This window comes from Siminovitchia thermophila, from assembly GCF_016909185.1.
Classification (GTDB): domain Bacteria; phylum Bacillota; class Bacilli; order Bacillales; family Bacillaceae_C; genus Siminovitchia; species Siminovitchia thermophila.
Genome location: NZ_JAFBFH010000019.1, coordinates 49,586 through 62,407, shown reverse-complemented (window position 1 = coordinate 62,407; position 12,822 = coordinate 49,586). Strand labels below are relative to the sequence as shown.

Annotated in this window: 12 protein-coding genes; 8 read left to right on the top strand and 4 right to left on the bottom strand. The window is 41.4% G+C overall.

All coding sequences use genetic code 11. From position 1 onward, the window contains the following. Nucleotides 1–4: 4 nt before the first annotated feature. The 4 genes from JOC94_RS13620 to JOC94_RS13605 all read left to right on the top strand — a co-directional run bounded on the left by JOC94_RS13620 (nt 5) and on the right by JOC94_RS13605 (nt 4,557). Complete coding sequence (locus JOC94_RS13620) at nt 5–1,342, top strand: dihydrolipoamide acetyltransferase family protein (protein ID WP_205179614.1); 1,338 nt, start codon at nt 5–7, stop codon at nt 1,340–1,342. Nucleotides 1,343–1,354: 12 nt separating this feature from the next. After that, nucleotides 1,355–2,737 (top strand): dihydrolipoyl dehydrogenase, encoded by a 1,383-nt coding sequence (lpdA, locus tag JOC94_RS13615; protein ID WP_077110933.1) that lies wholly within the window; start codon nt 1,355–1,357, stop codon nt 2,735–2,737. A gap of 21 nt (nt 2,738–2,758) precedes the next feature. Beyond that, nucleotides 2,759–3,511, top strand: coding sequence for an SDR family NAD(P)-dependent oxidoreductase (locus JOC94_RS13610; protein ID WP_077110932.1), 753 nt, complete (start codon nt 2,759–2,761; stop codon nt 3,509–3,511). Nucleotides 3,512–4,110: 599 nt separating this feature from the next. Further along, complete coding sequence (locus tag JOC94_RS13605; protein ID WP_077110931.1) at nt 4,111–4,557, top strand: universal stress protein; 447 nt, start codon at nt 4,111–4,113, stop codon at nt 4,555–4,557. 627 nt (nt 4,558–5,184) lie between these two features. Here JOC94_RS13605 and JOC94_RS23220 read toward each other — a convergent pair. After that, nucleotides 5,185–6,147, bottom strand: a complete 963-nt coding sequence (locus tag JOC94_RS23220) for a sensor histidine kinase (protein ID WP_077110927.1) — start codon at nt 6,145–6,147, stop codon at nt 5,185–5,187. Nucleotides 6,148–6,156: 9 nt separating this feature from the next. Next, nucleotides 6,157–6,855, bottom strand: a complete 699-nt coding sequence (locus JOC94_RS13595; protein WP_077110976.1) for a LytR/AlgR family response regulator transcription factor — start codon at nt 6,853–6,855, stop codon at nt 6,157–6,159. Between the two features lie 200 nt (nt 6,856–7,055). Between JOC94_RS13595 and JOC94_RS13590 the strand changes: the two genes are divergently transcribed. Both JOC94_RS13590 and JOC94_RS13585 read left to right on the top strand, forming a co-directional pair. After that, nucleotides 7,056–7,802 carry an ATP-binding cassette domain-containing protein gene (locus JOC94_RS13590; protein WP_077110925.1) on the top strand — a complete coding sequence of 249 codons (747 nt, stop codon included), beginning with the start codon at nt 7,056–7,058 and terminating at the stop codon, nt 7,800–7,802. Then, nucleotides 7,795–8,958, top strand: coding sequence for an ABC transporter permease (locus tag JOC94_RS13585; RefSeq protein ID WP_077110924.1), 1,164 nt, complete (start codon nt 7,795–7,797; stop codon nt 8,956–8,958). Before JOC94_RS13590 ends, JOC94_RS13585 begins: the two co-directional genes overlap by 8 nt. A 352-nt stretch (nt 8,959–9,310) precedes the next feature. On the opposite strand, the gene JOC94_RS13580 is transcribed toward JOC94_RS13585, so the two are convergent. Then, a complete protein-coding gene (locus JOC94_RS13580) occupies nt 9,311–9,565 on the bottom strand; it encodes a DUF6154 family protein (protein ID WP_077110922.1) in 255 nt (84 codons plus the stop codon). Nucleotides 9,566–9,686: 121 nt separating this feature from the next. On the opposite strand from JOC94_RS13580, the gene JOC94_RS13575 reads away from it, so the two are divergent. Both JOC94_RS13575 and ytkD read left to right on the top strand, forming a co-directional pair. Next, on the top strand, nt 9,687–10,049 hold the full coding sequence (locus JOC94_RS13575) for a hydrolase (RefSeq protein WP_077110920.1): 363 nt from the start codon (nt 9,687–9,689) through the stop codon (nt 10,047–10,049). A 56-nt stretch (nt 10,050–10,105) separates the two neighbouring features. Continuing rightward, nucleotides 10,106–10,582: an RNA deprotection pyrophosphohydrolase gene (gene ytkD, locus JOC94_RS13570; protein ID WP_077110918.1), complete on the top strand. Its 477-nt coding sequence runs from the start codon at nt 10,106–10,108 to the stop codon at nt 10,580–10,582. 407 nt (nt 10,583–10,989) lie between these two features. Here ytkD and opp4A read toward each other — a convergent pair whose 3' ends face one another. After that, nucleotides 10,990–12,810 carry an oligopeptide ABC transporter substrate-binding protein gene (gene opp4A / locus JOC94_RS13565; protein WP_205179613.1) on the bottom strand — a complete coding sequence of 607 codons (1,821 nt, stop codon included), beginning with the start codon at nt 12,808–12,810 and terminating at the stop codon, nt 10,990–10,992. Between the last annotated feature and the right edge of the window lie 12 nt (nt 12,811–12,822).

Here is a 12,822-nt window from a genome sequence, read left to right as displayed (position 1 = left end):
CGTCATGGCATCAGAAGTGGTTATGCCGAAAATGGGCGCAACAATGGAAGAAGGAACCATTGTCGCCTGGTTGGTTCAAGAAGGAGAAATGGTAGAAGAAGGGGACCCCATTGCTGAAGTTCAGACAGATAAAATCACTTTAGAAATTGAAGCGGAGACAACGGGTGTTTTACTGAAAACCTTATTTGATGCAGGGGCTACCGTACAAGTCCATGAGGTGATTGCTTACGTTGGTGAGGCTGGTGAAAGTATAGAAGATGTTGCGGAAAAACCAAAAAGTACCCGAAGTAAGTACGCTGGGGACGATGGGCAAAAAACGGTTGAAAAAGATACTGTTGAAGATAAGCCGGCCGAAACTGGAGAAAAAGTCAGGAGAACGCCCGCTGCGAGAAAATTGGCAGATGATCATCAAGTAAATGTAAGAGATATTACCGGTTCGGGCCCGCTTGGCCGAATTCAAAAAATAGATGTTGAAAACTATTTGGCAGAAAAAAGAAAAAGAATTACCCCTTTGGCTAACAAAATGGCCTATGAACAAGGGCTTGACTACAACGGTTTACAAGGAACTGGGCATCGCGGGAAAATTGTGAAAGATGATCTTGTTTCCTTGGATTCCGCTACTATACAAGAAGCACAACCAGTGGGCGGTCAGGCCGTTAAGCGAGTTCCGTTTAAAGGAATGCGCAAAGTGATAGCTGAGAGAATTTCGGAAAGTGCTTATACAGCTCCTCATGTCACTCTTTTATCGGAAATAGATATGACAAAATGTGTATCCCTTCGCCAGGAGTTGTTACCTGTTATTGAAAGTATGGAAGGGCTAAGAATTTCTTATAATGAGATGGTCATAAAAGCGGTGGCTTATACGTTAAAACAGCATCAAGATATTAATATTTCCCTGGAAGGAAATGAAATCGTCCACCATTCTGGCATTCATATCGGAATGGCGGTGGCGGTGCCGAATGGTTTGGTTGTTCCTGTTCTGCGGGATGTGGAGCAAAAAGGATTGGTGGTTCTTACGAAGGAGGCAAAACATATCGGAAAGCTTGCCCGTGAAGGCTGGTTGTCTCCTGATGATATGCGAGGAAGCACGTTTACAGTCAGTAATTTGGGAATGTATGCTGTTGATGGATTCACACCGATTATTAATGCCCCAAACTCAGCCATCTTGGGGGTAGGCCGCATTCAAGAAAAACCCGTTGTTGTAGATGGCCAAGTTGCTATTCGTTCCATGATGAACGTAAGTCTGTCTTTTGATCATCGCATTATTGATGGTGCTCCTGCAGCAGCGTTTCTTACTGATTTAAAAAACACATTGGAAAATCCCTTTAAATTAATCGTATAAGGTGGTAACAGTATGACGTCGTATGATGTTATAATCGTTGGCGGAGGGCCGGGTGGATATGTCGCGGCACTCAGGGCAGCGAAAAATGGAAAAAGAACAGCACTTGTCGAAGCGGATCACCTGGGAGGCACATGTCTAAACAGAGGATGTATCCCTTCCAAGACGCTGTTAAAACATGCCGAATTGATCGAGAATATTGAGAAGGCGAACAATTGGGGAATTAAGACAGAAAATCTGCGTTTTTCCTTAGAAGAAATGTTTGCGCGCAAAGACCAGGTAATCGCCACTCTCAGAAGTGGCATTCAACATTTATTACGTGCCCAAAAAATAGATGTCTATCATGGTTATGGCACCATCCATAATGACAAACAAGTGACCGTTCAAATGGAAAATGAATCAAAGAAAATAAGCGGTCACAACATTATTATTGCGACAGGAAGCCAACCTGCCGTCCCGCCCATTGATGGACTGGATGTGGTTGCTTATCAAACAACAGATACCATTTTCAATATTTCATATATCCCCCAGTCTATTATTATCGTGGGTGGAGGAGTCATTGGCGTGGAGTTTGCCAATATTTTTGCCAGTTTGAAAACGAAAGTCACGATTATTGAACTTGGCGATACAATTATACCAACTGAAGATGATGACGCTTCAAAAGCCTTGCTGAAGTGTCTAAAGAAAAAGGATATAAAGGTATTAACAAAAAGTCAGGTAGAATCGGTTTATGAAAGCGATCAGCAAAAGGCAGTAAATATTACTACACAAACAGGTAAAACAGAGACTCTAACAGCCGATGAAATACTGTTGGCTGTCGGCCGCAACCCCAATTTGTCCGCGGTTGCAGAATTGAATCTTCAAATGAATGGCGGGCACATCGCTGTAAACGAGTATTTGGAAACAAGCAAAAAGGATTATTTTGCCATTGGAGATGTGATTGGAAGAATGCAATTGGCTCATGTAGCCAGTGCAGAAGGGGTAACCGCCGTTGAAAATTTGGATGGCAATAAAGTAAAAATGAATTATACAGTCATGCCACGCTGTATTTATACAAATCCGCAAGTAGCCAGTGTAGGAATGAGTGAATCCGATCTAAAAGAAAAAGGGATTCAATATAAAGCGCATAAATATTCTTTTTCTGGAAACGGCAAAGCTTTGGCGGCGGGAGACACAGATGGTTTTTCCAAAGTGATGATTGATGAAAAATATGGGGAAATCTTAGGAGTTGTCATGGTCGGTGCTCATGTGACCGAAATGATCAGCCAATCTTCTGCCTATATGTTTTTGGAAGGAACAGTTGATGAGCTGGCTGAAATGGTACAGCCTCATCCATCCTTCTCTGAGGCATTGATGGAATCCGCGAACGCATTGATTGGAAAAGGAATTCATTCTTAATGATAGAAAGAAGGGCATTCTATGTTTGATGTAAAAGGAAAAAAAGCAATTATTACCGGTGGTGCTCAAGGACTGGGCTTTTCATTGGTAAAAGCTTTTCATAACGAGGGTGTTGAAATTGCGGTGATTGATATTTCGCATGAAATACTCAATATTGCCGAGAAAATAGGTAACGATGGCTCAACAATTCATGCTGTAAAGGGAGACTTGTTACATATAGAAAGCCTCAGAGAATCATTTAAAAAGGCTTTAGAACATTTAGGCGGAACTGTTGATATTTTAATTAACAGTGCCGGTTTAATAGAGAGAAAGCCGGCTTTTGAGTTTTCGCTTGAGAGTTGGAACAGAATTTTGGGGCTTAATGTAACTTCGGTTTTCGAATTATCCAGATTAGCTGCGATTGAAATGAAAAAGCAAGGATCGGGAAAAATTATGAATATGGGATCGATTCTCTCGGTGTTGGGCGGCTTTCATGCAGCAGCTTATTCGACCAGCAAGGGTGCTATTTTGCAAATGACAAAATCGTTATCGAATGAATGGGCGTGTTACGGCATCCAAGTGAATGCAATTGCACCAGGCTATATGTTAACAACAATGAATAATGATCTCGTGAATGATGTAGAACGAAGAGTGCAAGTAGACGCTAGAATCCCTGCTAAAAGATGGGGCACACCTGAAGATGTTGTTGGTCCTGCCTTATTTTTAGCTTCTTCGGCTTCTGACTATGTGACAGGAACGTTAATTCCTGTAGACGGTGGAGTATTGGGCAGATGAAACTATATACCTCCTTGTCAAAAGAAGGTCATAAGAGGAAAAGAACACAGATAGGAACCCGTCAATGATGGTCGTGAATATCTGTCTGAGATGGAATGGCAGTAAACGAAATAGCGCAAGTTTCAATATGGTTAACCGCTTTGAAACGAAGGAGGGATTTTCGTCCGTTTCTCCAGGTGAAGATATCATCATTGCGGTTTCTTAGGTGTTTTTGAAAATGACCGCTATGGTCGAGAGTGTCAATATTTTGTTCAGGCAGGTTACCTGTCTAGGAGAAAAGTAAGCGGCCCCCTGCCAAGTAGACAGCGGAAATAAACGGCTTTAGATCTCTATATTTTCAGGGACTGAAGCCGTTTCATTTTTCATGGTATCTCTTGTGTTCTTTAGCGTTTTTCTCCACCATTCGTATCATGAATGACCCCTATTTCTCAAGGTTCTGTAAAATAATCGGCAGAGCGGCCGAAATGACCGTGAATGATAGAGCAGTAAGATTTGTATGGATCAAAATAGCTCATCAATCGCGGGTTTCTATATTTTTCTGGCTATTAAACGAATAAAATAGTTTAATAGAGATAATATAATAAAAAGGGGTTGTACATATGGAGATGTGTTATCGCCACATTCTTGTAGCAGTGGACGGTTCGGAGCCTGCGGAATGGGCTTTTCGAAAAGGGGTTGAGGTTGCAAAGAGACATGATGCAACGTTGCACCTTGTTCATGTGGTAGATACAAGCCAATATCGCGGTATTCAAATGTATGATATACATTTTACCGAAAAAGCTATAAATCGTGCCAAGGAGCTTTTAGATGGCTACGTACAGGAAGCAAAAGACAAAGGGATTGAAAAGGTCGAAACGCTCGTTGAGGAAGGCTCGCCAAAGGTGGTTATCACGAAGAAGGCTGCAAAAAAAACTGGTTCCGACCTCATTATTTGTGGAGCCACCGGGGTGACTGCGGTGGAAAGAATGTTTCTTGGCAGCGTTTCCGAACACATTACCCGCCACGCTGAATGTGATGTCCTTGTTGTAAGAACAGAAAAAGAATAAATGAACATGACGAAGAAGGGCCTGTCAAAAAAGCCCTCAAAACTAATCAGTCGGAAGAAAAAACATTTTTCTCTGACTGATTTTGCATTTGTAGGATTGGATTGTCTGTAAATGGAGGTAATCGAAAGAACGGACATCTTCCCAATTTATCCGTGACCCAATGATGGAAGAAGCCCGAATGCCGGTCACCATTCCGCGCCATCCAAGGGAGTAAAAAAGCCGGTTCATCATACGGATCCAAGAGAGGAAGTCGCAAATCTGTTCATCCCCCAGTTGATCGTCCCCGTCAAAGAGAGTAAGTCACAAATCTGTTCATCCCCCCGGTTGATCGTCCCCGCTCAAGAGAGGAAGTCGCAAACCTGTTCATCCCCCCCCGGTTGTTCGTCCCCGCTCAAGAGAGGAAGTCGCAAACCTGTTCATCCCCCGGTTGATCGTCCCCGCCCAAGAGAAGAAAGCATAAAACTGGCCATTACCCCGGTTGAAGATCCCTTCCAACTAAATAAACCCGCAAAGAGGGGCGGAATCGCATCTAAGAAAAGGGGGCAATCAGGTAATTTGTCGGTCTTTGGATACCCTTCTCTTTATTAAAATTTTTTTTAAAGGAATGATCTTTTTTGGATAATCCCTCTAATCCATTGAAGATTTTGATGCGTTTCGCTTGTTTTCTCTAATATCCGGGATTTTTATTTTTAATGTAAATTGATTTTGAATCACGGAAAAATCGAGCACTCCACGGTATTTATTGACGATTCTATTGATTTCCCGCGTTCCGATTCCTTCGTGATGTCCCGCTTTTGTAGATGTTGCTTTGTTCGTAAACATTCGTTCGATTATGTGTTCGGGAAGGGGCAGGGTATCGTTTTGGCAATGAATGATCCAGATACCGCTCTGTCTTCGGCATATTAGGCACACTTTACCCGGTTTCTCCTTATTTTTGCCAAATTCGGCTGCGGCTTCAATAGCATTTTCCAACATATTTCCTAAAAATGAGACACATTCGAATTCAGAGAGCGGCAATCCCGATAAAGGGTGTTGGATGTGATAGTCCAAGAAAACTTCCTGTTCCTTTGCTTGTTCAAGATATGAGTATAAAATGCCCGCGATGACATTGGATTCACCGCGAATGATTTGATCCAATTCGATATAGCGGGAATGTACATCAGCCTTATAGGCTGATATTGCCCCGGATTCCCCGTCATGATGCAATAGGGCCGCTGCATGCTTTTGAAGATCGTGCCGTTGTCTTCTTAATTCATATAATAAGGCTTTTTGTTGTTCAAAGTTTGCAGCCATGGCCATTCTTCTTTGTTTTTCTTCCCGAACCGTTTGCATCATCACCAACAGCGCAATAAGCTGCACAATCATTCCGAGCGTTAAAAAGGGAGTATCCGTGAAAAATGCCGCGGCAATCCAGCATAATTGCAATAAAGCGGACATGACAAGCCATAAAAATGGAGCAGGGCCTTTTTTCGCAAGCGGAATATGGAAAAGTGCCCCGATACACAATAGAGCAGCGATCACCAGATGTTTCGTCCAGAACATCCATCCGACCGCCAAAACCCATGGAATCAGAAGTATGAATAATTCCACCTTTTCACCTCAAAAATAATACTTTTGCAAGTAATCCATTTTTTCTTTCGTTAACATGGCGATGTTTTTTGTACCTTCAAATGATACACTGTATGATTTTTTTGTATAAACCGAAAAGCTTTTTACATAATGAAGATTAATGATAAAGGAACGGTGGGAACGGATAAAATGGTGTTCCCTAAGACTCCCCTCCAGCTCCGTGATCGTCATATATGTGATAAAAGTATCGTTACTGGTATGGATTGTTGTGGTGCGTCCTGTTCGTTCAACAAAGATGATGTCTTTTTTGGGAATCAATTCAATGCGTCCTTTTTGCTTTAGGACAAGCCTGCCCGTAAGATTTCCGGAGTGCTGCTTTTCCCGATATTTATCCAATGCCTGTAGCAGACGCTCTTTTTTATACGGTTTCAAAATATAATCATGGACATTCAGTTCAAAAGCATGAACGGCGTAACCGCTCTTGGCTGTCACAAAGATGACCGTGATCAGCAGTCCATGCATTTGGATAAAGTCTGCCAGTTCATATCCCGAAATGCCCGGCATTTCGATATCGGCTATTAAGAGGTCGATCTTGTTTTTTTGAATTTCCAAGTAGGCTTCTTCGGAATCGGTTGTGGCAAAGACAATCTCAACGTCATCTATCGGCTCCAATATAAACTTTATTTTTTCGAGATCAATGAATCTATCATCGACGATTCCAACCCGCATCTGAAAAGCTCCTTTGAAAAATCTATGTATTATTATAAAGCAATTCTCAGCAATATTCAGGAAAATCATGTAGGGACAGGCCAAGTAATCCATACTTCGCTCTTTTTGCGACATATAACTCCCCCTTCGCGACATGATGGCAGACGGAGTCTCCTTATCGATATACAATAAGATTGAGTGCAAAAAGGAGATGAGTGAAAATGATTCAAGTAGCGCATGTCTCAAAACAATTTAAAGATAAAAAGCAAGTGATAAAAGCGGTTGATTATGTATCGTTGCAAATACGAAAAGGGCATGTGACAGGTTTGATCGGGGAAAATGGCGCGGGAAAAACAACGTTATTGCGCATGCTTTGTACGCTGATTGAACCGGATGAAGGAACCATCTCGATTGATGGTGAAAATATCTTTCATCATAAAGAAAAAGTGAGACGCCGACTCGGTGTTTTGTTTGGATCGGAAACCGGCTTGTATAACCGCTTGACAGCCAAAGAAAATCTGGAGTATTTTGGGAATCTTTACGGCATGACGCAACATGATATTAAAAACAGAATAGAGACGCTGGCGAAACGCTTTGGCATGCGCAAATATATGGATAGAAAAGTGGAAGGCTTCTCAAAGGGCATGAAACAAAAAGTGGCGATTGCCCGCACACTAATTCATGATCCGGATATTATTTTATTTGATGAACCAACGACGGGCCTGGATATTACTTCTTCCAATATTTTTCGTGAATTTATTTATCAGTTTAAGAGTGCGGGGAAAACGATTGTTTTTTCTACTCATATTATGGATGAAATCGCCCATCTTTGCGAGGATGTTATTATGATGCACAAAGGACAGATTGTATATGAAGGTGGATTGGAAGAGTTATATGAAGCAGAAAACAGCAGGGATCTGAATTATTTATTCACTTCAAAAGTAGTTAGGGGTGATTTATATGTTTAAAACGATATTTTTAAAAGAGATGAAAGATGTACTTCGCGATAAAAGGAGCATTACTCTGCTTGTTTTGCTGCCCTTATTGATGATGATGGCATTAACGATCTTTTATGATAAAATCTTGACCTCCCACAGTGATAAAAGCTTCCAAGTCGGTGTTGAGAAAGCAGCGGACCGAGAATTCATCGATCAGTTAGAAACGTATTTGCCTGATGCGACAATCAAGGAATATGCAGATGTGCAAAAAGCGGTTGAAGAGAAAGAGGCCCAGATCGGGATTTCGATCGATTTCGCTTGGAACGAAAAGCTAAAAAAGCAAGAGAAAATCCCTGTACATATTTACTTTGATCCCGGGAGCCAGGAGTCATCAAACGCCTTCAGTCTTGTACAGACCGTTTTTTCCAACTGGCAAAATGAGACCGTTCAACTTCGTTTGAAAGAACAGCAACTGGATCCGTCTGTGCTTGAAGTCTTTCAAATAAAAACGAAGACAACGAAAGATGAAGATGATGCGATCGCCTCATTTATGTTGACCATTTTGATTCCTTTACTCATTCCGATAGCGATCGCAAACGGTTCTTATCCATCCGCCACCGAGCTGTTTGCGGGAGAAAAGGAAAAGAAAACAATTGAAGCATTGCTCATAACGCCTGTAAAACCGATAAAAATTTTATTGGCAAAATGGCTGACTATATCACTCCTGGGCATTTTTACGGGCTTGCTGTGCATTGGGCTGCTCAGCCTACTCATGAATTTTACAACGGAACTTAAAAAAGGGCTGGGCGCGCTGGAGCATCCACTGTTATTTGTTTCCATGAGCGTTGTCATCATCGTTCTGTTCTCCATTTTCATGGCGGAGGTTGAAATGATTTTAAGTATGCTGGCCAAATCGGTAAAGGAAGCCGGATATTATATTACGCCGGTTATGGGTCTGATGACGCTTCCAATGCTGTTCATGTTCTTTACAAACGAATCGTTAAATCTTGCTTTATATTCCATCCCGTTCATGAATCTGTTTATATTTGTCCGCGATGCATTTACCGGCCAATTGACCGTTGCGGCATTTTTGATCGCTGTGGGATGTTATGTTGTTATCATCGGCTTACTATTTCCGATTGCCCTGAAAATGTTTCATAATCATCGTCTCATGCTGGGGAAATAATCTATATGGATAAATAAGGCATTTTTGGGGAAGGCAAGTTCTTCATATATCATTTTTTTCAATCAACAAGAGGGGATGGATGCCAAATGCTGCAAGTGTGACGATGGACGCGTGGTTGAGGGATTGAATAGGGATTCTCGGTGCTCCCAAGGGATGTCTGGGTGAAAGTAGGCGCTCAAGCAATCCCTGACTCTAACCTGAAAATTTCAAGCATCGTTAGAAATAGCAAGACACACTAGTTGAGCACCTTACCTTACTATTTGCAAGCAGCTGAAAAGGACTTCTTCTCAAACGAATAAAGGCGCATAGCTAACGTAGCATGCGCCAATTTGTTTCTTTGAAAATGTATGTATTAATGCAATGGTCTATAATAAGATGAAGAATCTTCTTTCTTTCCTTCCAATTGGGCGAATTTACCTTTTAGTGTTTCAAGCAAGTACAGCCTGATAAAATATTGCAACTCATATTCGTCCATTTCTTTTACAATTTCCAACAGATCTTCGTGATCATACCCTTCCAAAACGGCAAAAGTAATCATGTCTAAATCTTCTTCCTCTCCGGTTAATTTATCCCGGTATAATTCAAATAACTCATCAATCAGTTTCATTTTGATCAACCCCCTTTCAGAATACGCTGCTCCTTTTATATATACCCATAATTGAAGTAATAAATCAGAGTCACTATTAATCCCATTATTAAGAATAAAATAAGATTGTGCAAGGCAAAATATGCATAAACAATTGGTTGAAGGAGTCATAACAGTGAACGAGGAAAAGAAAACTTACTATATCTCCGTTGGAGCCGGCGAAATTATGAGGGTTCCGAACGCGTCCCCATGGGAATTTAAAATTGAAGCCACCGATGAAGAAATAACAGAGATGCGCGCAGTATTTGATATGATGCAGGATAACAGCATAGGTGATTTCCTTCGCACGCATGTTCCATTTGTTGAGTATTCTCACGACCCGACTAATGATGCCCATGATGAAAGTCTGCACAAAATTTTTACGATGATTTACGAACTGGGAGATGCCGAAGCAAAGCAACATGTCAAAAGCCTTGGCATTTTGGACGGGTTTAAAAGTGATTGACATGTGACTCCTTTTCTTTATAATTGGTTCGATAACCAATTAAAGGATGATCTCACATGAGCATACAGTTTTTTGATCAAAAAGGAAAGCGTGTAACGCTCGCTTTTCAAAAAAACGCCTTTCAACAAAGTTCAGGCCATGTTTTGGCGATTTGCCGATACCGAGATGAATGGCTGTTAACAAACCATCCCGCAAGAGGTTTGGAATTCCCCGGCGGTAAATTGGAAAAGGGGGAATCCGTTGAAGATGCAGCCATCAGGGAGATCTATGAAGAAACCGGGGCTGTTGCGAACATCCAAGCATATGTCGGAGAATATTTGGTGGAAGAAAAAACTGGCGCATCATTTGTCAAAGCGATTGTTTTGGCAAACATACTCAAACTGGAAAAAAAGAATCATTATCATGAAACAAAAGGCCCCGTTTTCGTCCAGGGCGATTTGCTTGCGAAAGTACATGGTGAGGAATTCAGTTTTATCATGAAAGACCGAGTCGTAGAAGAAGCATTGAAAAGATGCTGTCCAGAAAGTCAGTAACACCTGATTTTCTGGACATTCTAACCACAAACATTTCCGAAATGTTAAGACCAATCCGAAATAACGAGTACACCATACAAAAGGACCTTCGTTTAGAAAAAAGGAAGCCCCTTTTCAACAGCAGAAAATACATTACTCGATATCATAGAATTATTCTTGAAGCAAAAGCTTTTTGAATGGGTTGACAAAAAACTGATCATAACACTGATTTCCAGAAGTGATGCATACAACAAAAATGGAAAAGAGCACCGCCAGTCTGCCTTGAATAAAGAGGACTTACACACTTTATTTGACAAACCTTTACGTATCGGCGATCAAAAAAGATTAAACGGCTTAATGCCCTCTAGAATACAGGGATCAAGCCGTTTAACACATTTTATTCATGCAAAACAGCCGTGTAACAGCTATTATTTTTCTTTGATTGGTTCTTCCTGGGTTACCGCAATTTCATGCCGGTCTAAGCCATAATACTCTACGGTATAGTTTAACACGCGATTATTAACAGGCGTGATTTCAGCGCGATAAAGCGTTGGGATAACGGGAACTTCATCTACCATTAACTGTTGCCATTCTTTATACACTTCCTGACGATACTCCTGATCCATCGCTTTTTCGGATGCTCCTTCATCTAACAACCTATCATTTTCTTCACTTGCATAACGTGGAAAGTTAAACAATGCTTTGCGGCCATAGGTACCAGCAGGATTGACATCTGTTGCTACACTCCATGCCGCCATGTAGATATCAATCGCCGGATCATCTTCTCCCGTGTTTCCGACTCGATCATAAAAGGAGTTAAATTCGTGCAAACGACCGTCTAACAATTGAACATGTAAGCCAACGTTTTTCCAAGCTTGAATATAGAAATTAGCAAGCGGTTCAGCCACATCTCCACCAGACATGGACGCAAAGTTAATCACCAGTTCTTTTCCTTGCGGATCTTCGCGCATGCCATCCCCATCGACATCCTTATAACCGGCCTCATCCAAGATTTTCTTTGCTTTTTCCGGGTCATATGTTAATCCCGGGTTATCTTTATCATGAAAAGTTGGATGTGATGGTGGGATTAAGGTGTTCGCTCTCCAGCGTAACCCGTGATAAAACTGTTTCCCTACTGCGTCGTTATCAATTGCGTGCCACATCGCTTTACGCAAATTCACATCGGCCATTTTCTTCTTTGGGTCAGGCTTTACTTCTTTCTTTTCTTTATCCCATGTTCCTAATTTAAAACCAATATAAGTGTAAGACATTTCGATATTGCCTAAAAATTCAACATTAGACATCTGCGCATTATCCGGGTATTGATCGGCTGGAAAACTATCAACTGTATCCACTTCACCTGTTTTTAATGCTTGGACGACCGTTTTAGGGTTAATGATTTTAAGCGTCACCTTATCTAATTTTGGTTCTCCCTCCCAATAATCTTCGTTTTTTGTCATCACTACAGCTTCTCCCGGGGTAATGCTTTCTATTTTAAACGGGCCGAAGCCAATCGGATTTTTCCGCACCGCGTCGGATTCCTCCATTTTGGCTACCGGAATATCTTTAAAGATATGCTTCGCTAAAGGCCGACTCCAAACACCGCCACTTAATAAAGAAGGGGATGCTTTTTTATACGTTATTCTTAAAGTTTTGTCATCAAGCACTTCAATCCCTGAAATAGAGTCGGCTTTCCCGCTATGATACTCTTCCATTCCTTCAATATTAATAAAATCATCATTATACCGGACCCCCGTGTAATCAGGATGTCCAATCACTTCATGAGCAAATGCCCAATCCTCGGCGGTTACCGGTTTGCCATCATGCCAATTGACATTATCCCGAATCTTAAAGGTAAACACTCTGCCACTTTCATCTACTTCAAATGTTGCGGCGCCATCTTGCGTTATATTATGATTTTTATCAGCATTTAGTAACCCACCATAAAACCAATCAATAATCTCTCCATCAGGTACCCCTGAGGAAAAATTATAATTTAAGATTCCCTCAAAAGGTGTATCATAAACGATGCCGTATTTAAAATGCCCACCATCTATGGCTTTTCCTTTGTTTGTCTTCTCCAGTTTAAAATCATCAATGGAATATACCTGTTTACTCTCTTTTTCTGTCTTCTTATCACCAGACTCATCTGCCATACTGTCCTTTTTACCGCTGCATGCCGCCAAAGCAAGCAGCAGCCCAAGCGTACATGCATATAGCATGCGGCGCCATTTTCTTTTACTGCTCATTCAATGAACCTC

What these genes read in the sequence shown, in the direction of transcription:
- JOC94_RS13595 (WP_077110976.1), bottom strand. Translation starts at nt 6,855, where the DNA reads ATGCGGGTTGGAATCGTCGATGATAGATTCATTGATCTCGAAAAAATA.
- JOC94_RS13585 (WP_077110924.1), top strand. Translation starts at nt 7,795, where the DNA reads ATGTTTAAAACGATATTTTTAAAAGAGATGAAAGATGTACTTCGCGAT.
- ytkD (WP_077110918.1), top strand. Translation starts at nt 10,106, where the DNA reads ATGAGCATACAGTTTTTTGATCAAAAAGGAAAGCGTGTAACGCTCGCT.
- JOC94_RS13575 (WP_077110920.1), top strand. Translation starts at nt 9,687, where the DNA reads ATGCATAAACAATTGGTTGAAGGAGTCATAACAGTGAACGAGGAAAAG.
- JOC94_RS13605 (WP_077110931.1), top strand. Translation starts at nt 4,111, where the DNA reads ATGGAGATGTGTTATCGCCACATTCTTGTAGCAGTGGACGGTTCGGAG.
- JOC94_RS13610 (WP_077110932.1), top strand. Translation starts at nt 2,759, where the DNA reads ATGTTTGATGTAAAAGGAAAAAAAGCAATTATTACCGGTGGTGCTCAA.
- JOC94_RS13590 (WP_077110925.1), top strand. Translation starts at nt 7,056, where the DNA reads ATGATTCAAGTAGCGCATGTCTCAAAACAATTTAAAGATAAAAAGCAA.
- lpdA (WP_077110933.1), top strand. Translation starts at nt 1,355, where the DNA reads ATGACGTCGTATGATGTTATAATCGTTGGCGGAGGGCCGGGTGGATAT.
- JOC94_RS13580 (WP_077110922.1), bottom strand. Translation starts at nt 9,565, where the DNA reads ATGAAACTGATTGATGAGTTATTTGAATTATACCGGGATAAATTAACC.
- opp4A (WP_205179613.1), bottom strand. Translation starts at nt 12,810, where the DNA reads ATGAGCAGTAAAAGAAAATGGCGCCGCATGCTATATGCATGTACGCTT.
- JOC94_RS13620 (WP_205179614.1), top strand. Translation starts at nt 5, where the DNA reads ATGGCATCAGAAGTGGTTATGCCGAAAATGGGCGCAACAATGGAAGAA.